22 protein-coding genes are annotated in these 22,119 nt (G+C 63.4%); 8 read left to right on the top strand and 14 right to left on the bottom strand.

From position 1 onward, the window contains the following. Positions 1-38: 38 nt before the first annotated feature. From J9870_RS15600 to J9870_RS15590, 3 genes are all read left to right on the top strand, one after another. On the top strand, positions 39-302 hold the full coding sequence (locus J9870_RS15600) for a DUF2790 domain-containing protein (RefSeq protein ID WP_210638906.1): 264 nt from the start codon (positions 39-41) through the stop codon (positions 300-302). Between the two features lie 82 nt (positions 303-384). Further along, positions 385-1,596 carry a cytochrome c biogenesis protein DipZ gene (locus tag J9870_RS15595; RefSeq protein WP_210638905.1) on the top strand — a complete coding sequence of 404 codons (1,212 nt, stop codon included), beginning with the start codon at positions 385-387 and terminating at the stop codon, positions 1,594-1,596. Positions 1,597-1,824: 228 nt separating this feature from the next. Beyond that, positions 1,825-2,154, top strand: coding sequence for a hypothetical protein (locus J9870_RS15590; protein ID WP_210638904.1), 330 nt, complete (start codon positions 1,825-1,827; stop codon positions 2,152-2,154). A 9-nt stretch (positions 2,155-2,163) separates the two neighbouring features. Here J9870_RS15590 and J9870_RS15585 read toward each other — a convergent pair whose 3' ends face one another. Then, entirely contained in the window at positions 2,164-4,029 is a 1,866-nt protein-coding gene (locus tag J9870_RS15585; protein WP_210638903.1) for a sigma-54-dependent Fis family transcriptional regulator, read from the bottom strand. 347 nt (positions 4,030-4,376) lie between these two features. On the opposite strand from J9870_RS15585, the gene J9870_RS15580 reads away from it, so the two are divergent. The 5 genes from J9870_RS15580 to J9870_RS15560 all read left to right on the top strand — a co-directional run bounded on the left by J9870_RS15580 (position 4,377) and on the right by J9870_RS15560 (position 9,743). Next, positions 4,377-5,450: an NAD(+)/NADH kinase gene (locus J9870_RS15580; protein ID WP_210638902.1), complete on the top strand. Its 1,074-nt coding sequence runs from the start codon at positions 4,377-4,379 to the stop codon at positions 5,448-5,450. A 2-nt stretch (positions 5,451-5,452) separates the two neighbouring features. Next, a complete protein-coding gene (locus J9870_RS15575) occupies positions 5,453-6,430 on the top strand; it encodes a thiamine pyrophosphate-dependent dehydrogenase E1 component subunit alpha (protein WP_210638901.1) in 978 nt (325 codons plus the stop codon). A gap of 35 nt (positions 6,431-6,465) precedes the next feature. Further along, entirely contained in the window at positions 6,466-7,482 is a 1,017-nt protein-coding gene (locus J9870_RS15570) for an alpha-ketoacid dehydrogenase subunit beta (protein WP_210638900.1), read from the top strand. Then, complete coding sequence (locus J9870_RS15565) at positions 7,482-8,594, top strand: acetoin dehydrogenase dihydrolipoyllysine-residue acetyltransferase subunit (RefSeq protein ID WP_210638899.1); 1,113 nt, start codon at positions 7,482-7,484, stop codon at positions 8,592-8,594. The genes J9870_RS15570 and J9870_RS15565 overlap by 1 nt, the downstream gene beginning before the upstream one ends. Positions 8,595-8,678: 84 nt before the next feature. Continuing rightward, positions 8,679-9,743 (top strand): 2,3-butanediol dehydrogenase, encoded by a 1,065-nt coding sequence (locus J9870_RS15560; protein WP_246883148.1) that lies wholly within the window; start codon positions 8,679-8,681, stop codon positions 9,741-9,743. 72 nt (positions 9,744-9,815) lie between these two features. Here J9870_RS15560 and J9870_RS15555 read toward each other — a convergent pair whose 3' ends face one another. The 13 genes from J9870_RS15555 to J9870_RS15495 form a co-directional block, all read right to left on the bottom strand. Beyond that, on the bottom strand, positions 9,816-10,370 hold the full coding sequence (locus tag J9870_RS15555; protein WP_210638897.1) for a DinB family protein: 555 nt from the start codon (positions 10,368-10,370) through the stop codon (positions 9,816-9,818). A 132-nt stretch (positions 10,371-10,502) separates the two neighbouring features. After that, positions 10,503-11,420, bottom strand: coding sequence for a dihydrodipicolinate synthase family protein (locus J9870_RS15550; RefSeq protein WP_210638896.1), 918 nt, complete (start codon positions 11,418-11,420; stop codon positions 10,503-10,505). 78 nt (positions 11,421-11,498) lie between these two features. Then, complete coding sequence (locus J9870_RS15545; protein ID WP_063320806.1) at positions 11,499-12,527, bottom strand: proline racemase family protein; 1,029 nt, start codon at positions 12,525-12,527, stop codon at positions 11,499-11,501. Positions 12,528-12,642: 115 nt separating this feature from the next. Beyond that, on the bottom strand, positions 12,643-13,365 hold the full coding sequence (locus J9870_RS15540; RefSeq protein ID WP_210638895.1) for an amino acid ABC transporter ATP-binding protein: 723 nt from the start codon (positions 13,363-13,365) through the stop codon (positions 12,643-12,645). Next, complete coding sequence (locus tag J9870_RS15535; protein ID WP_210638894.1) at positions 13,358-14,008, bottom strand: amino acid ABC transporter permease; 651 nt, start codon at positions 14,006-14,008, stop codon at positions 13,358-13,360. Before J9870_RS15535 ends, J9870_RS15540 begins: the two co-directional genes overlap by 8 nt. A 12-nt stretch (positions 14,009-14,020) precedes the next feature. Next, positions 14,021-14,686 carry an amino acid ABC transporter permease gene (locus J9870_RS15530; RefSeq protein WP_003182423.1) on the bottom strand — a complete coding sequence of 222 codons (666 nt, stop codon included), beginning with the start codon at positions 14,684-14,686 and terminating at the stop codon, positions 14,021-14,023. Then, positions 14,679-16,457: an aconitase family protein gene (locus J9870_RS15525; RefSeq protein WP_210638893.1), complete on the bottom strand. Its 1,779-nt coding sequence runs from the start codon at positions 16,455-16,457 to the stop codon at positions 14,679-14,681. Before J9870_RS15525 ends, J9870_RS15530 begins: the two co-directional genes overlap by 8 nt. Positions 16,458-16,467: 10 nt before the next feature. Further along, positions 16,468-17,286: a transporter substrate-binding domain-containing protein gene (locus J9870_RS15520; RefSeq protein WP_210638892.1), complete on the bottom strand. Its 819-nt coding sequence runs from the start codon at positions 17,284-17,286 to the stop codon at positions 16,468-16,470. 233 nt (positions 17,287-17,519) lie between these two features. Beyond that, positions 17,520-18,269, bottom strand: a complete 750-nt coding sequence (locus tag J9870_RS15515; RefSeq protein WP_210638891.1) for an AraC family transcriptional regulator — start codon at positions 18,267-18,269, stop codon at positions 17,520-17,522. Positions 18,270-18,543: 274 nt separating this feature from the next. Beyond that, positions 18,544-19,800: an FAD/NAD(P)-binding oxidoreductase gene (locus tag J9870_RS15510; RefSeq protein WP_210638890.1), complete on the bottom strand. Its 1,257-nt coding sequence runs from the start codon at positions 19,798-19,800 to the stop codon at positions 18,544-18,546. Next, the gene (locus tag J9870_RS15505) at positions 19,797-20,033 is read right to left on the bottom strand and encodes a (2Fe-2S)-binding protein (RefSeq protein ID WP_210638889.1); all 237 of its coding nucleotides are present in this window, start codon (positions 20,031-20,033) and stop codon (positions 19,797-19,799) included. The genes J9870_RS15510 and J9870_RS15505 overlap by 4 nt, the downstream gene beginning before the upstream one ends. Beyond that, complete coding sequence (locus J9870_RS15500) at positions 20,026-21,141, bottom strand: FAD-dependent oxidoreductase (protein ID WP_210638888.1); 1,116 nt, start codon at positions 21,139-21,141, stop codon at positions 20,026-20,028. The genes J9870_RS15505 and J9870_RS15500 overlap by 8 nt, the downstream gene beginning before the upstream one ends. Next, complete coding sequence (locus J9870_RS15495; RefSeq protein ID WP_210638887.1) at positions 21,138-22,070, bottom strand: 4-hydroxyproline epimerase; 933 nt, start codon at positions 22,068-22,070, stop codon at positions 21,138-21,140. Before J9870_RS15495 ends, J9870_RS15500 begins: the two co-directional genes overlap by 4 nt. Positions 22,071-22,119: the final 49 nt, after the last annotated feature.

Below are 22,119 nucleotides of genomic sequence, written 5' to 3'. Positions count from 1 at the left end.
AGGAAAACACTCCCATTGAATGAATCGAGGACCGTGCCATGAACACCAAAGCCATCTACACCGCTTGCCTTTTCGCCACGCTGAACATCTGCACGTTGTCGGCTCGGGCCGAGAGTGACGTCCAGGCGCAAACCTATGCCTACGGCAGCCACCTTGATATCCAGAAAGTACTGTCCCTCAGCGAAGACGCTGCACCGACTTGCGGCGTGGTGAATGCCCGGATGACCTACCTGGACTCAGCGGGCCGCAAGCAGGCGCTGGATTACCGCAAGTTTGCCGACAATTGCCATGACGACAACTGAAACCAATATCTCATGAGTTATTTATAACTTCATGTTTTAAAAGAATTTACTTTCTAATAATGTCTGCTATTGAGGTGCTGCCATGCTTCTGATCGCTTTCCTCGGCGGGATCCTGACGATCCTCAGCCCCTGCATTCTTCCCGTGGTGCCGTTTCTGTTCGCCCGGGCCAATCGTTCGCCGAGCTCGGTGTTGCTGACGCTCGCGGGCATGGTGCTGACGTTTGCCCTGGTATCCAGCCTGGCGGTGGTCAGTAGTGAATGGGTTCTGCGGGCCAGCAGCATCGGCCGGCAGGTTGCCTTGGGGGTGATGGTGCTGTTCGCCTTGTCGCTGATCTTCAGCCGATTCGGCACCTGGCTGGCACGGCCGCTGGTCAGCCTGGGCAATCGGATCGACGCCGGCGCTGGGCGGATGGCCGGGCCAGCCGGGGCGCTGCTGATCGGTGTCGCCACCGGGCTGCTCTGGGCACCGTGCGCCGGGCCGATCCTCGGGGTGATCCTGACTGGGGCCATGCTGCAAGGCGCCAGTGCCGAAACCAGTCTGCTGTTGGTCGTCTATGGGCTGGGCAGTGCCTTGTCGCTGGGAACATTGATCTTCGCCGGACGCGGGTTGGTCGGCCGCCTGAAGCCCTCTTTGCCGATCACCACCTGGCTACGTCGGGGTGCCGGAGCGCTGGTATTGCTGGTCGCCGTGGCGATTGGCACCGGTGTCGATAATCGTCTGTTGGCCAGTACCTCCTCCCAAGGCGCTGCAGCCTTGGAACAGAGCCTGCTGGAGAAAGTACCCAAGGCTATCGATTACGTGGTCAGCAAGGCCGGCGCAGCCTCCATGCCGAGCCTCGAAGCCCAAGGCACCATGCCCTCGCTGGACGGTGCGGTGCAATGGCTGAACTCGCCAGCTCTGAGCAGTGAGTCACTCAAGGGCAAGGTGGTACTGGTGGACTTCTGGACCTACGACTGCATCAACTGCCAGCACACGCTGCCGTATGTGAACGATTGGGCGAAGAAGTATGAAAAGGACGGACTGGTGGTGATCGGCGTCCACACCCCGGAATACGCTTACGAGAAGATCATCGACAACGTGCGCGAGCAGGTGCGCAAGCTGGGCATCGGCTACCCGGTGGCGATCGACAATCAATATGCGATCTGGCGCGCCTTCAACAACCAGTACTGGCCGGCCCATTACTTCATCGATGCCAAGGGGCAGGTGCGCTACAGCCACTTTGGCGAAGGGCGCTATGGCGAGCAGGAGCAGGTGATCCAGCAGTTGTTGCAGGAGGCGAAGGCGAACCAATAAATTAACTAAATCTATTCAATTTCAATATCTTAGGAATATATCTTCTGGCGATTTCTAGATCGGTATGCCGCTTGGAGGGGCGGATACCGCAGTTGGCGAAGGCAAGCCGATACCTGTGGCGAGGGAGCAAGCGCCCTCGCCACATATATTTTCCAGCCAGGTGCTGGCCCCTTGCTCATCTTAATGTCGTCAAACTTCTTTCATTTCAGAAAGTTGAGCGACAAACCTATGCGATTTTCTAAGTGGGTCATGGCGTCGTTTCTCTTGGCTGCCGTTTCGCTTGAGGCCCAGGCCAGGGTGCTGACGCAAAACCAGCAGTCGATGTGCCGCTGGGGTTCGGACATTGCTGCGGGAGCACAAGCCTCGAAGCTCTCCGGGATTACTCTGTACGGTGCCCGCAAGCGACTGCAGGTACGTAAATTTCCCCGGCCCTGGATGCGCATGACCGCCATGGGCATCACCGAACAAACCTACAACAGCGCCTCGCGCCTCAAGCCCGCCGCAGTCAAGCAGACTTACTACGAGCAATGCGTGCGTCACGAGTTGGCGCGAAGATAGCCTTGGCCTTCATGCCGGGCTTCTGCCCGGCATGTCGATGCCATGCTGGTGCACCCTTCGATACAGGGTCGCCCGGGAAATTCCGAGGGCCCGGGCAGCGGCGGTGGGTTTCCAGCGATGGCGCACCAGGGCATCGAGCAGAGCCTGGCGTTCCGGGCTGGCGCTCGGCTCCGGCGGGTGGATGGCGGGATTTGTGCTGTGCAATGACTCGGGCAGATGGCTGAGCTGGACCACACTGGTTTCGCATACCGCGCAGGCGTAACGCAGTACATGACGCAACTGGCGGATATTGCCCGGCCAGGGGTAACCGAGCAGGCATTCCAGGGCCGCGCCGCTCAATTGCACGGCCCCCCCGCACAGCGCCGATTCCTCTTCCAGAATGCGGTTGACCAGCGCTAGCCGATCCGTGCGTTCGCGCAGCGGTGGCAGCTGGAAGCGGGCGCCGCCTAGACGAAAATACAGGTCCTCGCGAAACTCGCCAGCGGCAACCAACGTCTCCAGGTCGCGGTGGGTGGCGCAAATCACCTGGATATCCACGGCCTTGCGGCGCGATGCCCCCAGAGGCGCCACTTCACCCTCGGCCAGCACCCGTAGCAAGCGGGTCTGCAAGGCCAGTGGCATGTCACCGATTTCGTCCAGGAACAGCGTACCGCCATCGGCCTGTTGCAACAGACCTTGCATACCTTTGGCCGAGGCCCCGGTGAAGGCCCCGGCGACGTAGCCGAACAACTCGCTTTCGATCAGGCTTTCAGGAATGGCCGCGCAGTTCAGTGCCACGAACGGGCGATCACGGCGCTGACTGGCCTGGTGCAACTGGCGGGCGAACACTTCCTTGCCGGAGCCGGTTTCGCCCTGGATCAGTACTGGCAGGTTGCGATCCTTGACCCGCACCGCCAGGCGCAGGCTGTCGGCCAGGCGCGGGTCGATCTCGCAAGGGGTCAGCGCGATTCGGGGACGCGGATTGGCCCGGTGGCGCGGCGCGCTCAAGCGGCCATGCAGGGCGTGATCGAGGGGGCAGAGGCTTTCGTCCCGTGCGCGGTGCAGCAGTTGCTGATCGAACACTTGGCTGATGTGTTGCGGCAATTGGCCATAGTGTTGCAGCAGGTAATGGCGCGCAGCCGGGTTCAGGGCCTGCAGGCGGCCGTCGTCGTCCCAGGCGAACAGGAAGTCCGGTTGGCTGTCGACGTAGCCGGCGTTGCGATGGGCGCGAAGCACCCAGTAGCCCTGGGCGCTGCTCATGAAAAACGCCTGTTCGATCTCCCGGGCGCTTTGCACCACCATCTGGCGGATCAGGTGTTGGGAGCGTCGATCATCCGGCGAGCGTACCGCCGAGACGTCCAGCACTCCGAGTAACTCGCCTTGCGGGTCGAACACCGGCGCGGCGGAGCAGGTCAGGCCAATGAACGCCGCGCGGAAGTGATCGCGCTTGTGCACCGTCACCGGGGCCTTGGCCGTGAGCACCGCCGCCACGCCACAGGTGCCTTCCTCACCTTCCGACCAACAGGTGCCCAGGTACAAGCCGGCCTTGCGGCAGTCATTGCGAATGGTGGTTTCCACCCGGTAGTCGATGGTCTGGCCCTGGGCATCGGTCAGCAACACGCAGTAATCGGCGTCGCGCACCCGCCCATGCAGGCGCGCCACTTCTTCACTGGCGATGTTGAGGAACAGCTCGGAGCGCTCGCGGCATTGCTTGAGCACGTCCTGGGAGAGGATGCGCGGGCCCTGCAGCGAACCGGGGTCCAGGTGATGTTGCTCCATGGAGCGGCGCCAGGAGTCGAGGATCAGGTCCGGAACGGGCAGTTGTGGCAATTGGTCCGCGTTTTTCAGTACACGGCTGACGCAATCCACATGCGCCCGGGAGTGAGCGGAAAGCATACGGGCCTCCGATTCAGCTTCTTATCGTTGTGCGCTCATTAAGCGCCGTTCGCCGTCGGCAGACAAGCGTGTCGCCTGCCAGGGCAGGTGTGAGACGCCACGTCTCACTGTCTCGCGGGCGCCTCGTGCAGGCTGACATGCCGCGTCTCACAGGGCTTGGGCTCGTTTCGTCGGTTATTACGCGCCGAGCGCTCTGGCTCGGGCATTTGCTGGCTTTGGGGCCCAACTGGCACCGGCCTTGCTCTATCCCCATGAACCCGCCCGACGGGTCTTCCAATAATAAAAACCGAGGTGCCTATGTTGTTTTCCTGCCCAGGCCATGTGCCTGTCTCGCCCATGGTGGCGTCATGAGTCGCCGGCCATTGACCGTGGGCATCATTGCCAACCCGGCCTCGGGCCGTGACGTGCGACGCCTGACCGCCAATGCCGGGCTGTTTTCCAGCACCGACAAAGTCTCGGTGATCCAACGGCTGTTGGCCGCCTTCGGCGCCACTGGCATCGAACAGGTGTTGATGCCCACCGACATGATTGGCATGGCTGCCGCTGTATTGAAGAACAGCCACAGCCGTCAGGCCCGCAGCAGTCATTGGCCGGCCCTGGAATTTCTGGACCTGACCCTGCGCCAGACCGTCGAAGACACCCGCAACGCCGCGCGTCAGATGGCCGAGCGCGAGGTGGCGCTGATCGCCGTGCTCGGTGGCGACGGCACGCACAAGGCCGTCGCCGCTGAAGTCGGTGATATCCCGCTACTGACCCTGTCCACCGGCACCAACAACGCCTTTCCCGAACTGCGCGAGGCCACCAGTGCCGGGTTGGCTGGTGGGTTGTATGCCAGCGGCCGGATCCCGGCGCAGATCGGCTTGCGTCGCAATAAGCGCCTGCTGGTCTGCGATGCCGGACGTGGTTTGCGCGAAGTCGCCCTGGTGGACGTCGCCGTGTCGCCGCTGCGCTTTGTCGGCGCCCGTGCCATCAGCCGGGCACAGGACCTGGCCGAAGTATTCGTGACCTTCGCCGAACCGCAATCCATCGGCCTGTCGGCGCTGTGCGGCCTGTGGTTCCCGGTGTCACGCCAGGCCGCGGGTGGGGCCTGGATGCGCCTGGACCCGCAATCGCCCGAAGCGCTGCTGGTGCCGCTGGCTCCCGGCCTGTTGCAGGGGTGTGGTGTGCTCGCCGCCGGTCCTTTGGAACCTGGCATCGCCCACGGGCTGTCGTTGTCCAGCGGCACCTTGGCCCTGGATGGCGAGCGGGAAATCGAATTCAACGCGCAGGACCGGCCCACGGTCACCCTCGATGCCGGCGGCCCACTGAGCATCGATGTCAACGCGGTACTGGCCTACGCCGCGCAACAGCGTTTGTTGGCCATTGGCCGCGAACACCCGCAACACCCTCTGAATCTTCAAGAAGACACCCCAGGAGAATAAAAATGTCGACACCGCTCAGCCACGATCAATTGCTGCACGCCTATCAGGTGATGCGCACCATTCGCGCGTTCGAAGAGCGCCTGCACGTGGAGTTCGCCACCGGCGAGATTCCCGGTTTCGTCCACCTGTATGCTGGCGAAGAAGCGTCGGCCGCCGGCGTCATGGCCCACTTGGGCGATGACGATTGCATCGCCTCCAACCACCGTGGCCATGGCCATTGCATCGCCAAGGGCGTGGATGTCTACGGGATGATGGCCGAGATCTACGGCAAGAAGACCGGCGTCTGCCAAGGCAAGGGCGGCTCGATGCACATCGCCGATTTCGAGAAAGGCATGCTCGGCGCCAATGGCATTGTCGGTGCCGGTGCGCCACTGGTGGTAGGCGCCGCGCTGGCGGCCCGGATGAAGGGCACCGACAGCGTTGCCGTGGTGTTCTTCGGTGACGGCGGCTCCAACGAGGGCGCGGTGTTCGAAGCCATGAACATGGCTTCGGTGTGGAACCTGCCGTGCCTGTTCGTCGCCGAAAACAACGGTTATGCCGAAGCCACGGCCTCCAATTGGTCGGTGGCCTGCGATCACATCGCCGACCGCGCCGCCGGGTTCGGCATGCCCGGGGTGACGGTGGATGGCTTTGACTTCTTTGCCGTGCATGAGGCGGCCGGGGCGGCGGTCGAGCGGGCCCGGGCCGGGGAAGGGCCATCGCTGATCGAGGTCAAGCTGACCCGCTATTACGGTCACTTCGAAGGCGACGCCCAGACCTATCGGGCGCCGGACGAGGTCAAGCATTTCCGCGAAAACCAGGACTGCCTGATGCAGTTTCGCGAGCGCACCACTCGATCTGGCTTGCTGTCGGTCGAGCAGTTGGACCAGATCGACAAGGAAGTGGAGCTGCTGATCGAAAACGCAGTGCGCAAAGCCAAGTCCGATCCCAAGCCAACGGCGGCGGACCTGCTCACTGACGTCTACGTCTCCTATCCCTGAACGCCCTTTATAAAACAAGAATAGAGAATCCCATCATGGCGAGAAAAATCAGTTATCAGCAGGCAATCAACGAGGCCCTGGCCCAGGAAATGCGCCGCGACGCCAGCGTCTTTATCATGGGCGAGGACGTGGCTGGCGGTGCCGGCGCGCCCGGTGAAAACGACGCCTGGGGCGGTGTGCTTGGTGTCACCAAGGGCCTTTACGACCAGTTCCCCGGCCGCGTGCTCGACACGCCGCTGTCGGAAATCGGTTACGTCGGCGCGGCGGTCGGGGCTGCCACCTGTGGCGTGCGTCCGGTGTGCGAACTGATGTTCGTCGACTTCGCCGGGTGCTGCCTGGACCAGATCCTCAACCAGGCGGCGAAGTTTCGCTACATGTTCGGCGGCAAGGCTTCCACGCCGCTGGTGATCCGCACCATGGTCGGCGCCGGCCTGCGCGCCGCCGCCCAGCATTCGCAGATGCTCACGTCCTTGTGGACGCACATTCCGGGGCTGAAAGTCGTGTGTCCGTCATCGCCTTACGATGCCAAGGGCTTGTTGATCCAGGCGATCCGCGACAACGACCCGGTGATCTTCTGCGAGCACAAGTTGCTCTACAGCATGCAGGGCGAGGTGCCGGAGGAGCTCTACACCATTCCCTTTGGCGAGGCCAATTTCCTGCGCGACGGCAAGGACGTGACCCTGGTGTCTTACGGGCGCATGGTCAACACCGCGATGGACGCCGCTCGCAGCCTCGCCGGACGCGGCATCGATTGCGAAGTCATCGACTTGCGCACCACCAGCCCGATGGACGAAGACAGCATCCTCGAAAGCGTCGAGAAGACCGGACGGCTGGTGGTCATCGACGAGGCCAACCCGCGCTGTTCCATGGCTACCGATATTTCCGCGCTGGTGGCGCAAAAAGCCTTCGGCGCGCTCAAGGCACCGATTGAGATGGTCACCGCGCCACACACGCCGGTGCCGTTCTCCGATTCGCTGGAAGACCTGTATATCCCTGACGCGGCGAAGATCGAACAAGCCGTGCTCAACGTGATCGAGTGGAGCAAGCGCTGATGAGCCAGATTCATACCCTGACCATGCCCAAGTGGGGCCTGTCGATGACCGAAGGCCGAGTCGACGCCTGGCTCAAGGAGGAAGGCCAGGCCATTACCAAGGGCGATGAAGTGATGGACGTGGAAACCGACAAGATCTCCAGCAGCGTCGAAGCGCCGTTTTCCGGGATATTGCGTCGGCAGATTGCCCGGCAGGACGAAACCCTGGCGGTCGGCGCCTTGCTCGGTATTGTCGTCGACGGCGAAGCCAGCGATGCCGAGATCGATGCGGTTATCGAGCAATTCCAAGCCAGCTTTGTGCCGGGCGATGCCGCCGATGAAGACAGCGGCCCGAAACCGCAGAAAGTCGAGTTGGACGGCCGAGTGATCCGGTATTTCGAGCGTGGCGAGGGCGGCACGCCGCTGGTGCTGGTACACGGTTTCGGCGGTGACCTGAATAACTGGTTATTCAACCACGAAGCACTGGCGGCCGGGCGCCGGGTGATTGCCCTGGACTTGCCGGGCCATGGCGAATCCGCCAAAACACTGCAGCGCGGCGATCTGGACGAGCTGAGCGGCGTGGTGCTGGCGCTGCTCGATCACCTGGACATCAACGCCGTGCACCTGGTGGGGCATTCCATGGGTGGGGCGGTGTCGCTGAATGCCGCACGCTTGATGCCCCAGCGTGTGCGCTCCCTGACCTTGATCGGCAGCGCCGGCCTGGGCCCGCAGATCAATGGCGGCTATTTGCAAGGCTTTGTCGAGGCCGCCAACCGCAACGCCCTCAAGCCGCAGTTGGTGCAACTGTTTTCCAATGCCGAGCTGGTCAACCGGCAGATGCTCGATGACATGCTCAAGTACAAGCGCCTGGAAGGGGTGGACGCCGCACTACAGCGACTGTCTGCGACGTTGTTCGCCGATGGCCGCCAACAGGTGGACTTGCGCGAAGTGGTGCAGGCCGGCCATGTGCCAACCCTGGTGGTCTGGGGCAGCGACGACGCAATCATCCCGGTGGCCCACAGCGATGGGCTGAGCGCAAAGGTCGAGGTGCTTTCCGGCCAGGGCCACATGGTGCAGATGGAAGCGGCCGAGCAGGTCAACCGACTGATCCTCGAGTTCATTGAACAGCATTGATCAAGCGGGCGGCGGAGTGATTCGTCGCCCCGACAAACTTCTGGAGGCAACGTCATGAACGTTTCAATCAAGCCTACCCGCAGCATGCGCGCCGCCGTCTGGCATGGCCGCAACGACATCCGCGTCGAAGACGTGCCACTGCCGATTTCGCCGCCCGCCGGTTGGGTACAGATCCGCGTGCAGTGGTGCGGCATCTGCGGTTCCGACCTGCATGAATACGTGGCTGGGCCGGTGTTCATCCCGGTGGACGCGCCGCACCCGCTGACCGGAATCAAGGGCCAGTGCATCCTCGGCCATGAGTTCTGCGGCGAGATCGTCGAACTGGGCGCTGGCGTCGAAGGTTTCAGCGTCGGTGAACCGGTGGCGGCCGATGCCTGCCAACACTGCGGCACCTGCTATTACTGCACCCACGGGCTGTACAACATCTGCGAAAACCTGGCGTTCACCGGGCTGATGAACAACGGTGCGTTTGCTGAATTGGTCAACGTGCCGGCCAATCTGCTCTACAAGTTGCCGGCCGATTTCCCTGCCGAGGCTGGCGCCTTGATCGAACCCCTGGCGGTCGGCATGCACGCGGTGAAAAAGGCCGGCAGCCTGCTGGGCCAAAACGTGGTGGTGGTCGGCGCCGGTACGATCGGCCTGTGCACCATCATGTGCGCCAAGGCCGCTGGCGCGGCCCAGGTGATTGCCCTGGAGATGTCCGGCGCACGCAAGGCCAAGGCCCTGGAAGTCGGTGCCAACCATGTGATCGATCCGAAGGAGTGCGACGCCCTGGCCGAAGTGCGTCGCCTGACCGGTGGCCTGGGGGCGGATGTCAGCTTTGAGTGCATCGGCAACAAGCACACCGCCAAACTGGCTATCGACCTGATCCGCAAGGCTGGCAAATGTGTGTTGGTGGGAATCTTCGAGGAGCCCAGTGAATTCAATTTCTTCGACCTGGTGTCCACCGAGAAGCAGGTGCTCGGCGCGCTGGCCTACAACGGTGAGTTTGCCGATGTGATCGCTTTCATCGCCGATGGGCGCCTGGATATCTCGCCACTGGTGACCGGACGCATCCAGCTGGAGCAGATCGTTGGCCAGGGCTTCGAGGAACTGGTCAATAACAAGGAGCACAACGTGAAAATCATTGTGTCTCCCGCACGGGTCTGACTGAGAGCGCCCGGGTGGGCGATTTGGCGATGGCCGGCAGCGGCCATCGCATTTTTTACACAGCGTGTCGCTTCAGTCAGGCAGATAGTCCCGCCAGACACGCCCTTCGTTGAGCTGCAGTTGTTGTTCTTCCTGTTGCCGGAACGGGCGGTCGCAATCAAGGAAAAACTCATCGAGCTGGGGTGGCTTGATGCCGGTGCCACTGAGCATCCCATGGACTTGGCCACGGTGGTGGATCTGATGTTCGAACAGGTGCAGTAACAGCCGGTCGATCCGCTCACGTACCACGCCGTCCACGCGTACCAGCTCAACGGAGCGGGCGAGGTCTCTTTCTCGCAGGCTTTCGCACAATGCCAGCAGTTGCTGGTCGGTTCGGGTTTGGCTTTCCTTCAGCTGGGCAAAGGCCAAGGTCTCGGAAAAGTCCTTGATCTGGCCGTCCCGGTCACCTTCCAGAGCGGTCAGGTAATAGCGGTCCACTTCCAGAATATGGCAGAGCGTGCCTTGTATGGACGGGAAGAACCCCGTGCGCGGCGCCTCGTATTCGGCTTCGCTCAACTGCGCGCAGGCAGTGAGCAGTCGGTGATTGGCCCACTGATTGTTCAGGGCCTGGGCCAGGAAGTAATTCATGGGGCACCTTGTGGGAGCGAGCTTGCTCGCGATGATGGCGGCACATCCAGCATAGTCGATTCAGACAGACCGCTATCGCGAGCAAGTTCGCTCCCACATGGGTGCTTTATTTACAGAGTATTGGGTCGGTTCTTAAAGCCCCACATCCGGCAACACCGGCCGATTGGCCAGGGCCTTGGCCATGATCTGCTCCACATACAGCCGATCCTCTTGCGGCAAGGCCAGGCGTGGTGGGCGGGTGAGGGCGCTGCCGCGACCGGCAATGGCTTCGCACAGCTTGATGCATTGCACCAGGTCGGCGCGGGCGTCCAGATGCAGGATCGGCATCAGCCATTCGTAGATCGGCATCGCTTCGGCAAAGCGTCCGGCGCGGGCCAGGCGGAAAATGGTCTCGCCTTCTTTCGGAAACACGTTGGACATGCCCGAGACCCAGCCTTCGGCACCCACGGCAAGGCTTTCCAGCACCACATCGTCCAGGCCTGCGAACAGTACAAAGCGGTCGCCGACTTCATTGCGCACGTCAATGAAACGCCGGGTGTCGCCGGAGGAATCCTTGAAGCACACCACGTTGTCGCAATCGGCCAGGGAAATCAGAATGTCCGGGGTCACGTCATTCTTGTAGATCGGCGGGTTGTTGTAGACCATCAACGGCACGTCGGCATGCCGAGCGACGTAGCGGAAATGCTCGGCGGTCTCGAACGGCTTGGAGCCATAGACCAGCGCCGGCATCAGCATCACTCCGTCGACCCCCACCTTACGCACCGCGTTGGCGACCTTGGCCGCTTGCACGCTGGTGAACTCGGCCACGCCGCAAATCACCGGCACCCGGCCCCGGGAAGCGTCTACCGCGACTTCGGTCACGGCGATCTTTTCCTCGGCGCTCAGGGAAGTGTTTTCCCCCACCGACCCGCAGACCACCAGGCCTGACACGCCATCACGAATAACGTTGGAAATCACTTGGTGGGTTTTTTCCAGGTTGATGGAAAAGTCATCGTTGAATTGGGTGGTGACGGCAGGGAAGACGCCGCTCCAGTTGATGCGTTTGCTCATGGTTGTCTCCGGTTTTGGTATTTCGTATACGTAAAAAGAATTGAATGCCCTACAAGGGGCGATTCCAGGTTCAAGAAATCACGCGCCAGGCCAGGTATCCGAAAGCCGATAGCCCTGCGGCCACGGGTCGGCCGGGTCGAGCAGCAGTTGATGCGTGCCGGTGATCCATGCCCGCCCGGCGATGCACGGATAAATCGCCGGGCGTCCGGCCACGTCGGTCAGCGAGTCGATGCGGCAATGGAATTCGGAGCCGATGATCGAGCGGCCGATGAACCGTTCGCCGACCTGCATCAAGCCCTTGGCGTGCAGCACCGCCATGCGCGCCGAGCAGCCGGTGCCGGTGGGGGAGCGGTCGATCTTGCCCGGCTGGATCACCACCGCGTTGGCGCCGGTGGCGATGCCATTCTCCTGGACGATGGGCGCGGCGATCTGGCAGAACGAGATATGCGACCAATCGGGGTTCAGCGGGTGGACGAAGCCCAGTTGTTCATTGGCGGCCCGGGTGATTTTCAAGCCCACGGCCACCAGCTCGGCGGCCTCGTCTGGACGGATGGCGAAGCCCAGGCGCTGGGCGTCGACAATCACAAAACTGTCGCCGCCGTACGCCGTGTCTACCTGCAACGAGCCCAGGCCCTCGACTTCGATCCAGGCATCGAGGCGGTCGGCGAAGGAGGGCACGTTCTTGATCTCCACTCGCTGCACCTTGCCGTCGCGGCAGTCGGCCACGGCTTCGATCAGGCCGCCCGGTGCCTCAAGCACCAAGCGAGTCTGGGGTTCGGTCATCGGCAGGATGCCGCTGTCCAGCAGCACGGTGGCGACGCACAACGAGTTGGAGCCGGACATCGGCGGGGTGTCGGCCGGCTCCATGATGATCCAGGCCATTTGCGCCCGTGGGTCCTTGGCCGGTACGAGCAGGTTAACGTGGCGGAATACGCCGCCCCGCGGCTCGTTGAGAACGAAGTTGCGCAGGGTCTGGTCCTGGGCGATCCAGCGGGACTGTTCCCACACCGTGGCGCCGGGCGGTGGGGCGACGCCGCCGACGATCACGTCGCCGACTTCGCCCTCGGCGTGGCAGCTGACTACATGGATGATTTTCGATGAGCGCATAAGTCAAATCCTTGTGTTGTCTTGTAGGGCCTCATCGCGAGCAAGCTCGCTCCCACACTGTTTTGTGAGCGCCACAGAACCTGTGGGAGCGAGCCTGCTCGCGATGGGCCATCCGCTATTTCACCGACTTGAGGAAAGCCGCCGTCTCCGGCTGCACGGGATTGCCAATCACCTGGTCCGGCGCCCCGATCTCATGGACCCGGCCATTGCAAAAGAACGCCACGCGGTCGGACACGTCCCGGGCGAAGCGGATCTCGTGGGTCACCAGCACCATGGTCATGCCGTCTTCGGCGAGCATGCGCATGGTGTCCAGCACTTCGCCCACCAGTTGCGGGTCCAGGGCCGAGGTGGCTTCGTCGAACAGCATGTAGTCCGGCGACATCGCCAGGGCACGGGCGATGGCCATGCGTTGTTGCTGGCCGCCGGAAAGCTTGCCGGGAAAGGCCTTGAGCTTGTCCCCCAGGCCGACATGCTGGAGCTGTTGCACCGCCAGCGCCTCGGCGTCCTGCTGGCTTTTGCCCAGCACCTTGCGCGGCGCCAGCATCACGTTTTCCAGCACGGTCAGGTGCGGGAAGGCGTTCCATTGCTGGAACACGATGCCGATCTTCTGCCGCAAGCGATTGAGGTCGGTGGCGCGATCATGAACCTCGACACCGTCCACGCGAATGCTGCCTTTCTGGATCGGCTCCAGGCCGTTGATGCACATCAGCAGGGTCGATTTTCCGGAGCCGGAACCGCCGATGATCGACACCACTTCACCCTTGTCCACGGTCAGGCTAACGCCCTTGACCACTTCCAGGTCACCGAAGGATTTGTGCACGTTTTCGATCTCAATCATTTTCCTGCCACCTTCTTTCCAGACGTGCGCCGAGGCGGGCGACCACCAGGCTCATGACGTAGTAAATGAGGCCCGCGATGCACAGCACCAACAGGGGTTCCTGAATGCGCGTGACAATGGTTTGCGAAGCACGGAGCAATTCGACGATGCCGATCCACATCACCAGCGCGGTGTCTTTCATCACGCCGAGCACCAGGTTCAGCCAGCCGGGAAAGGCCACCCGCGTGGCAATCGGCAGGACGATGAAACGCAAGTCCTGCAAGTAACTCAGGCCCAGGGAACGGCTGGCCCGGCGGGTGCTCAGTGGGACCGCCAGCACGCCACCACGGACGATTTCGGTGAAGTACGCGGCGGCGTAGACCCCGAGCACGATGCAACCCACCGCGAAGGCACTGAGGTTCAGGCCGACGATGCTCTTGAGGGAGTTGAACAGCACGAACTGGATCAGCAGCGGCACGCTGCGAAACACGTCTAGCACCCAGGCCAGCGGCAGGCTGGCCCGGGGCAACAGTGCTCGCAACAGGCCGAACAGCAAGCCGGCCAGGGTACCCAGCAGGATCGACCAGACGGTCAGTTGCAGCGTGACCCAGGCCCCATTGAGCAAGAACAGCAGGTCGTTAACGGTGAGGCTTGTAGAAAACATGACCAGCCCTCCTCAATAACGAAACAAGCGCCAGGACAACAGCCGGGCCAGCCCGACGATCAGCTTGGCGATCAGGTAATACAGCACCGCCGCGAGGGCGAAGTACTCGAAGGTGCGGAACGTCTTGACGTTGTATTCCTGGGTAACGCCTGTGAGGTCGTTGTTCAGGCCGACGACCACGCCCAACGACGTCATCAACACCGCCCAGACCATCTGGTTGGTCAGCGGATAGAAGACGATGCGCAACAGTTGCGGAACGATGATCATCCGGTAGGCCTGGAAAGCGCTCATGCCCAGGGAACGAGCGGCACGCATTTGCGTACTCGGCACGGCCTTGAGGCCGCCACGAAAGTTTTCTGCCAGGTAACCGGCATTGTTGAAGGTGATCCCGGCCAGCAAGGCCAGCCAGGAACTGACGTGCAGCCCGAGGGAGCCGAGGCCGAAGTAGAGGATGTAGATCTGGAACAGCGAGGGGGTGTTGCGGGCGATGGACACCCAGCCGTTGCCCACGCCCCGCAGCAAGGGATGCCGGGCTTGGCGCATCACTGTCAGTACCAGGGCGATCAATACGCCGAAAATCATCGACAGCGCGGCGGTTTCAAAAGTTACCCAGGCCCCGGCCAGCATATCGGGCAGGGCGCGCAGGGCCGGGCGCCATTGGAAGCTGTAGTCAAACATGGGTAGTGCCCCCCGTACGGGCGGTGGGTCGCAGCCACGTCGGCGGCTGGCCGCTGGTCGCGGCGGTGCAAGCGGCGTCGACGCATTCGGCAAGGGCGGCAAAGTGCACCCCACGACCAACCAGGCCGGGTGCGTAATGGGCGTATTTGCCGGAGTTGGTCATCAGCGTGGTGGCGTGGGGCGGGATCACCGGTTCGCCCAACATGCACCAGCAGGTGTCGGTTACCAGCACCGCACCGAAGGCCTCGATGGCCGCCAGGTAGCCGGCCTTGCGTGCCTGCTCCAGCACCGCTCGACCGCAGGTAATCGCCAGCACCACATACGGATGCTTGACCCGCCCCGCGCACAAGGTCGCGAGGGCGGCGAATTCGCTGAGGGAGAAATGTGGGTTACCCAGGGACACCACGTCCACCCAGTTGTCCCGGGCGCTGTTGAGCTCGCGCCAACTGGCAAGCAGGCCGGCGGTATCGACGCTTTCCTGCGGCAACGTGACGTCGCTCCCCAGGACCGCCGTCGGGTCGAGGGCTTCCGGCGTCACCCCGGCGATGTGGAACAACGGCGCGGCGCTGGTGGTGGCGAATGCGGCGCCGAAGGCCTTGAGGTCGTCCAGGGTTGGCGCGGCGTGTTCCAGGCCGCGTATCAGCGGGATACGACGGCCCGCCAAAGCGCCGATGTGATAGCCCAGCAGCGGATAGAAACTGTCGTCCGTGTTGCCCAGCGCTGGCACGTCGATGATCAGCCCGGCCTTGCGCGGGGCGTCGAGATGACAACCTGTCAACGGTGCCCGCCCGCACAGGGCAATGCAGATGTCGAGGAAGTCCGGGTACTTCTGCGTGCGCGCACCCAGCACACTGTTGGCGTAGACCACCGCGTTGGATTCGGCCCAGACGATTTGCTCGCCGGCCTTGGGCGCGGTCTCCAGCAGGTAGGGCGCACAGGTGAAACTCAGTTGGGCGCCCATCGCCATGTAGGCATCGCCCAAGGCACTGGCCGGCTCGCCCAGGGCCGGATCGACGCCCAGTTCGCGCCAGCGACGCTGGTCCACGGAGATGGAATTGAGGGTGGTGGGCACGCGGACTTTCGCGCCCCACTGCACCAGTTGTTCGGCAAAGCGCAGGCTGGCCGGGCCGGTGTAGATGCAGCCGTCGATGTGGGCCTGGGTCACGTCCAGCAGTTGCGTAGCCCCCTGGATCTCGGCCATGCGTAGCACGATTTGCATCGCCACTTGGGCCGCCTTGCCGTGGGCGCCGTCGAGCAACGCCCGGTCCTGTTCGGTGAGGCGCAGGGTTGAAGGCGTCGGTGGCTGCAAGGCAACATTCGACTCATGCCAGCCATCGTTGGGACGACGGCCAGTCAGGGTCAGGCAATCGCCTTCGACGCGGACGAAACCCTGGCCGCGCAGACTGTTGAAGGCCTCTAGGCCTACACACAAGACCGGCAAGGAACGCTGGAAAATCACCTGCGCCACCAGCACGCCCAGGGTCAGGATCTCATCGGCTTCGGCCAGTATCAGAGCGGCGGGGGCGTGGCCGTTGCTGATCAGTTCCATCAACACGCTACTGCCGGTGCAGGAGCCACGCCCGCTGGGAATCGCCAGCACACGCCCGGCCAAGCGCTCACCGCTCAGCGAGTGATGCCGGTCGATGACTTCGCCACTGGCCGGATCGACCCCGCCCCAGAAGCTCAAGCCGACATCGGCGAACAGCAGGGCGCCCTGGGCGGCACCCTCCACCAGACTGCGACCCTTCACACGGATAGGCGTGCTTGGCATGCGCCGATCCTCAGTAGTAAACCTGCGGCACGGTCAGGTTGGCTGGCGGGATGTCGGTGCCGACCCATTTGACGAACAACTCTTTGTAGCGGCCCGTGCGCACCTGCTGGTTGACGAACAGGTTGAGGTAGTTGAGCAGGCCGTATTCGCTGCGCTTGGCGCCCAGGGATACGTAGTCGATGACATAAGGCGCGTCGCCGGCGATCTTCAGGCCTTTGTATTTGCCCGATTTGATGGTCGCCGCCGCCACGGTGTTGGTGACCACGGTCGCGTCAATGTGGCCTTGGGCGACGGCCAGCAGGGTGTCGTTCTGCGACTGGTAGGCGCGGAAACTGCCGCTGCCCCAGCTCTTCTGGTCTTTTTCCAGGGCGATGGCTTCGTAGGTGCTGCTGGTGTTGCCGAGTTTCTTGCCCTTGAGGTCGGCGTAGCTGTTGATGCCGGTGTCGTCGCGGGTCAGCACGACCATTTGGAAGGCGAAGTAGGGCACGGTCAGGCCGACGGTCTTGGCTCGCTCCAAGGTGTCAGACGTGGAGGCGACGATGACATCGGCGCGACTGGACAGCAGCGCGGGGATTCGGTCGGAGAAAGGGGTTTCCACCACTTCGGCGTCCACACCGAGGACCTTCGCCAGATCGTGGCAATAGTCCACATCGAATCCCGCCGGCTTGTTGTTTTCATCGCGAAAGCCCATGGGTGGGAAGTCCAGGGTTACGGCGCAACGCAGCGTGCCCGAGCCAATGATGTCGTCGAGCTTGTCGGCGTGGGCGGGGGCAATGAAAAGCGGGGTGAGGACAACGCTGAGGGCTACGGCCAATGCAGGGTTTTTCATAAATGCCTCGCTGTCGAATAAATGCGGTGAGATATCGTATTGAGGATTTCGTATACGATATTAGATAAGCAAGCGGCGTGCCGGTTTGCTGCTCATTCGCGGGAATGCCGCCGGAGGGCTGATATAGAGGCTTTCATGGGCGGTGGTGAAGCTCAGGGCAGCAGGCACCGCTGGCCCAGGGTGTTACAGATGGGAGCAGCCACGAGGCGCCATGCCCCGTTAGGGAACAGGCCTCAGCGCTGATTCTCGCGATACTGGCTGGGGGACAGGCTGGTCAGGGCCCGGAACTGGCGGCTGAAAGCACTGTGGTCGGTGTAACCGCAGCGCAAGGCGATTTCGGTGATTGGCAGGTCCTGATCCAGTAACAACCGCGAAGCTTCTTCCAGCCGCGCCTTGTGAATCATCTGCCGGGGCGTGAGCTGGAAAATGCGTTTGCAGTGCCGCTCCAACTGCGCCACTGATAACCCGGCGATGGCGGTCAGTTCAGCCAGGCTGATGGGGCGGGCGAAGTGGCTTTTGATATGGGCATCCACCGCCGCCAGTTTCTGGAAGGCCGGATGGCTCGATTGGGGCAGTTGCAGGTCGCGGGAGATACCGGCGAGGCCGACGATCTGGCCGGTGGGGTCATGCAGGGCGAGCTTGTGGGTCAGGCACCACACGGGTTGGTTGCCGTAATACAAATGCAGTTCGAGCTGGTCGGCCAACTCCCGGCCGCTGGCCAGCACCCGGCGATCCTGCTCGGTGTACAACGGGCCGAAGCGTTCGGGGAACACCTGTTCGGCGGTGAGGCCGAGCAGGTCGGCGCTGTGTTTGAAGCCGCAGCGGCGGGCCAGGGTCTGGTTGACGAAGGCGTAGCGGGCTTGCTTGTCCTTGATGAAAAACACCACATCCGAAAGGGTGTCCAGCAGCGGCGCGATGGGTTGCAAGCTGCGCAGCAGGGTGTCGAGGTCGCAGGGTGCGAAAGAGGTGAGCGAAGGGTACATGGCCGACGTCGTCTTTTTTGTGGAAGCGATGGCGGAGTGTCAATCGAAAATGCGCTGGCTGTCACGCCGCTATCGCGAGCAGGCTCGCTCCCACATGGGGTCCTGCGGTGCCGCAAAGTTGAAGCTCACCTCAAATCCCTGTGGGAGCGAGCCTGCTCGCGATGGCGTCAGTACATCCAACATCGATGCAAGCAGGCCCACCGCTATCGCGAGCAAGCTCGCTCCCACTGGGAGTTTGTGGTGAGTACAGGTCTGAGTGGGATGTGTGTCGGGCTCAGGTGGGTGGGGCTTGTTCCAAGGCCAGCAAGGTATCGATCCGCGCCGGGTTGAAGGGCGGGCGGGGTGTGGGTGGTGTCCAGCCGAGCAGGTGTTCCAGCGCGGCGCCGCACACCCGGCCTTGGCACGCGCCCATGCCGCAACGGCTCGCCAGTTTCGCTTCGCGCCAGTTTTCATGGCCGATCAGTTCGCCATACGGCACGTCTTCGCAACGACAGACCAGGGTGTCGGCGCGGGCCAGGGTCTTGAGCCGTGGATCGAGGGTGAAGGCCTTGTTCAATGCCTGGGCGAAACCCTGCCAGCGTGTGCGCCGGGGCCACAGGCGCTGGGCTGCCGCAGTATCGCCGACGGCGGCATGGCCGGCGATGGCGCCTTCCACCAGCGCCAGTTCGCTGCCGCCAAAACCGGTGCATTCCCCAGCGGCGTAATGTCCGACGCGGGTGGTGGTTTGCCAGGCATCAACGGCCAGCGCCTGGCCCTCCAACGCGCAGCCCAAGGCCTGACCGAGTTGGGTGTTGGGAATGAGCCCGAAGCCACAGGCCAGCCGGTCGCAGGCCAGTTCAATCGTCTTGCCTTGTTGCAGCAAGCGCACGCCCTCGAGCCGTTCCTGCCCCAAGGCCTCCAGCACATAAGTGCCGGTACGGTAGTGGTGGTCGAACAAACTGAACGATTGGAAGAGCTTGCCCGGCCAGCGTGGCAATTGCGCGGCGAAACCGGCGACGGCGGTGCGACTGGCTTGCTCGGCGATGCGCAGCACCTGCGCACCTTGATGTTTCGCCGTGGCGGCGCTGGCCAGTAGCAAGGGGCCGCTGCCAGCGATCACCAGCCGTTCGCCGCGCACCGGCAGGCCGCCCTTGATCAGCGCCTGCAAGCCGCCGGCTCCGGTCACGCCGGGCAACGTCCAGCCGGGGAAGGGCAGCAGCAATTCCCGGGCGCCGGTGCAGAGGATCAAGCGCTCGTAAGTGATCCGCCAGCCGCGCTCGGCATCCTCCACCAACAGGGTTTCGTCTCCTGCGCAGGCGATTACCCGCGCGCCAGCGTGGCAGCGGACGTTAGTGCAGGCATGCAACCGGTCCCGCAGGCGGCGTGCCTGGGTCGGCAGGTTGGCCTGGGGACCGTCGCGCCAGATCTGCCCGCCCGGTAGCGGATTGTCGTCCAGCAGTACAATGCGCGCGCCGCTGCTTGCTGCAGCCAGGGCGGCCGCCATGCCGGCAGGGCCGGCGCCGATGATCAGCAGGTCGGTGGTTTCATTCATGGTCGGGTCTGCACCCGCATACCATCGCGGCACAAGGTCTGGCAGGCCAGACGCCGATGGCCGTCGATCGTCACCCGGCATTCCTGGCAGATGCCCATGCCGCACAAAGGCGCACGGCGCTGGCCGCTGACCGACGTGCGGCTGCTGCCGTCGGAGCCCAAGGCCAATGCCGCCGCGACACTGGTGCCGCTGGCGACCGACAGCCGGTGACCGTCAAGGAATAATTCAGGCATGGGCCGGTTCTCCCAGGAAACGCTGCGGCAGATAAGCTTGAGGGGCAAGTGGCGAGGTTTCGTTGAACAGCTGCGCGGCCAGCAGGTCGGCGGTCGCGGGGGCCGTGGTGACGCCCAGGCCTTCGTGACCTACCGCCAGCCACAGGCCCTGGCGCTGCGGATGTTGGCCCACCAACGGCAGGCCGTCGGGGCTGGCCGCGCGAAAACCGGTCCAGGCACGAATGCCGTTGAGCTGCGCCAGCCCCGGCATGTATTCGACGGCGCGCTTGAGCATCCTCGCCAGCATCCAGCCTTCCACCTGTGGGTCGACGGTGCCGAACTGCCGCGAGGCACCGATGAACAATTGCCCGGTCGGGCGCGGCTGGATATTGCACGCCACCGATGGCCCGCTGGCGTTGTGGGCGCTGGTGACATAGCCCAGTTCCACCAACGTATGGGTGATTGCGGCGGGGTAGCGATCAGTGATCAGCAGGTGCCCCTTTTTCGCTTCGATGGGCAGCTCCGGGCACAGCTCGGTGGCCTGGATGCCATTGGCCAGGACTACCGCGTCGGCGCCCAACCAGCGACCGTCGTCAAGGCGCACGCGGTGGCCGTCCACTTCGCTGACCCGGGCGCGCTGCTGGCGAATGTTGGGCGCGTCGAGCATCCAGCGCGCGGCAGCCGGGGCGTAGAGGATGCCGTCACCCTTGATCAGCAACCCGCCTTCCAAACCTTCGCGCAATTGAGGTTCACGCTGGTGCAGGGCGGCGCGACCGATCAGTTCGCAGGCTTCGCCATGGGCCAGCAGATTCAGATATTTACTGTGGGCCACCGCCATTTCTTCGGCATTGGCCGCCAGCCACAGGGTGCCGTTGTTGCGCCAGGCGCAGGCCTCGGGCAGGGCCGGGGCCAGTTCGCGCCAGCGTTGCAGGGAGTATTGACTGAGGGCGAGTTCCGCCGGGTTGTCATCCAACACCAGCAGATGGCCCATGCCAGCTGCCGTCGCGCCATGCCAACCGGCGTCCAGCACCAGCACTTGCAAGCCGCGTTGGGCCAATGTCCGGGCGCAGGCAGCGCCGATGATGCCGGCGCCGATGATGATCACGTCGGCGACCTGGCCCTCGCTCACGAACGGATACCCCAGGCAAACGGATCATCTGCGTCGATGATCAGCGTGGTTTCGGCGCTGATGTAGGCTCGACCACGGATGGTCGGTACGATGCGCTCGCCCGAGCGTTCATAAGAACCTTCGAATTCACTGCCAATCACGCTGGCCTGGCGCCAGATCTGCCCGGGTTGCAGCTTTCCATCGGCGGCCAGGCAGGCCAGTTTGGCGCTGGTACCGGTGCCGCAAGGGGAGCGGTCATAGGCCTTGCCGGGGCAGAGCACGAAGTTGCGGCTGTCAGCGTGCGGGTCGTCGGCGAACAGTTCGATGTGGTCGATCAGGCCGCCGTCCTCGCCGCGAAAACCCTGCTGCTCCAAGGCTTGCTGCACGGCGTAGGTATAGGCGGTCAACGCGTCGAGGTTATCGCCGGCCACGCGCTGGCCGTGGTCGGCGATCAGGAAAAACCAGTTGCCCCCCCAGGCCACATCACCCACCACCTTGCCGATGCCCGGCACCTCCAGTTCCAGTGCCTTGCGGTACCGGTAGGCCGGCACGTTGCGCACGCTGACCGAATGGTCGTCGTGCAAGGTGGCTTGTACCGTGCCCACCGGGGTTTCGATGCTGTGCACGCCGGGACCGATCCGTCCCAGATGAGCCAGCGACGCCACCAGGCCGATGGTGCCGTGGCCGCACATGCCTAGGTAGCCGCTGTTATTGAAGAAGATCACCCCGGCACAGGCACTCGGGTCCACCGGTTCACAGAGCAGCGCCCCCACCAGCACATCGCTGCCTCGCGGTTCCAGAACGCAGGCCGTGCGCCAGGCATCGTGTTGCTCGGCCAGGCGCTGCCGGCGCTCGGCCATGCTGCCTCGACCCAGGTCGGGAAAGCCGTCGGTGACCAATCGGGTCGGCTCGCCGCCGGTGTGGGAATCGATCACGGTGATGCGTTTCATGGGGGCCACGTCCGTTCAGATGATTGACGGCAAGGGTGGCCCGCGCCGG

This window comes from Pseudomonas sp. Tri1 (assembly GCF_017968885.1).
Classification (GTDB): domain Bacteria; phylum Pseudomonadota; class Gammaproteobacteria; order Pseudomonadales; family Pseudomonadaceae; genus Aquipseudomonas.
This window is presented reverse-complemented; position numbering and strand designations above follow the sequence as displayed.

Excerpts from the sequence above, each read along its gene's own strand:
- J9870_RS15555 (WP_210638897.1), bottom strand. The coding sequence starts at position 10,370 with ATGAATTACTTCCTGGCCCAGGCCCTGAACAATCAGTGGGCCAATCAC.
- J9870_RS15575 (WP_210638901.1), top strand. The coding sequence starts at position 5,453 with ATGTCGACACCGCTCAGCCACGATCAATTGCTGCACGCCTATCAGGTG.
- J9870_RS15515 (WP_210638891.1), bottom strand. The coding sequence starts at position 18,269 with ATGTACCCTTCGCTCACCTCTTTCGCACCCTGCGACCTCGACACCCTG.
- J9870_RS15545 (WP_063320806.1), bottom strand. The coding sequence starts at position 12,527 with ATGCGCTCATCGAAAATCATCCATGTAGTCAGCTGCCACGCCGAGGGC.
- J9870_RS15565 (WP_210638899.1), top strand. The coding sequence starts at position 7,482 with ATGAGCCAGATTCATACCCTGACCATGCCCAAGTGGGGCCTGTCGATG.
- J9870_RS15600 (WP_210638906.1), top strand. The coding sequence starts at position 39 with ATGAACACCAAAGCCATCTACACCGCTTGCCTTTTCGCCACGCTGAAC.
- J9870_RS15530 (WP_003182423.1), bottom strand. The coding sequence starts at position 14,686 with ATGTTTGACTACAGCTTCCAATGGCGCCCGGCCCTGCGCGCCCTGCCC.
- J9870_RS15585 (WP_210638903.1), bottom strand. The coding sequence starts at position 4,029 with ATGCTTTCCGCTCACTCCCGGGCGCATGTGGATTGCGTCAGCCGTGTA.
- J9870_RS15580 (WP_210638902.1), top strand. The coding sequence starts at position 4,377 with ATGAGTCGCCGGCCATTGACCGTGGGCATCATTGCCAACCCGGCCTCG.
- J9870_RS15535 (WP_210638894.1), bottom strand. The coding sequence starts at position 14,008 with ATGTTTTCTACAAGCCTCACCGTTAACGACCTGCTGTTCTTGCTCAAT.
- J9870_RS15570 (WP_210638900.1), top strand. The coding sequence starts at position 6,466 with ATGGCGAGAAAAATCAGTTATCAGCAGGCAATCAACGAGGCCCTGGCC.
- J9870_RS15525 (WP_210638893.1), bottom strand. The coding sequence starts at position 16,457 with ATGCCAAGCACGCCTATCCGTGTGAAGGGTCGCAGTCTGGTGGAGGGT.
- J9870_RS15520 (WP_210638892.1), bottom strand. The coding sequence starts at position 17,286 with ATGAAAAACCCTGCATTGGCCGTAGCCCTCAGCGTTGTCCTCACCCCG.
- J9870_RS15590 (WP_210638904.1), top strand. The coding sequence starts at position 1,825 with ATGCGATTTTCTAAGTGGGTCATGGCGTCGTTTCTCTTGGCTGCCGTT.
- J9870_RS15495 (WP_210638887.1), bottom strand. The coding sequence starts at position 22,070 with ATGAAACGCATCACCGTGATCGATTCCCACACCGGCGGCGAGCCGACC.
- J9870_RS15510 (WP_210638890.1), bottom strand. The coding sequence starts at position 19,800 with ATGAATGAAACCACCGACCTGCTGATCATCGGCGCCGGCCCTGCCGGC.
- J9870_RS15505 (WP_210638889.1), bottom strand. The coding sequence starts at position 20,033 with ATGCCTGAATTATTCCTTGACGGTCACCGGCTGTCGGTCGCCAGCGGC.
- J9870_RS15540 (WP_210638895.1), bottom strand. The coding sequence starts at position 13,365 with ATGATTGAGATCGAAAACGTGCACAAATCCTTCGGTGACCTGGAAGTG.
- J9870_RS15550 (WP_210638896.1), bottom strand. The coding sequence starts at position 11,420 with ATGAGCAAACGCATCAACTGGAGCGGCGTCTTCCCTGCCGTCACCACC.
- J9870_RS15560 (WP_246883148.1), top strand. The coding sequence starts at position 8,679 with ATGCGCGCCGCCGTCTGGCATGGCCGCAACGACATCCGCGTCGAAGAC.
- J9870_RS15595 (WP_210638905.1), top strand. The coding sequence starts at position 385 with ATGCTTCTGATCGCTTTCCTCGGCGGGATCCTGACGATCCTCAGCCCC.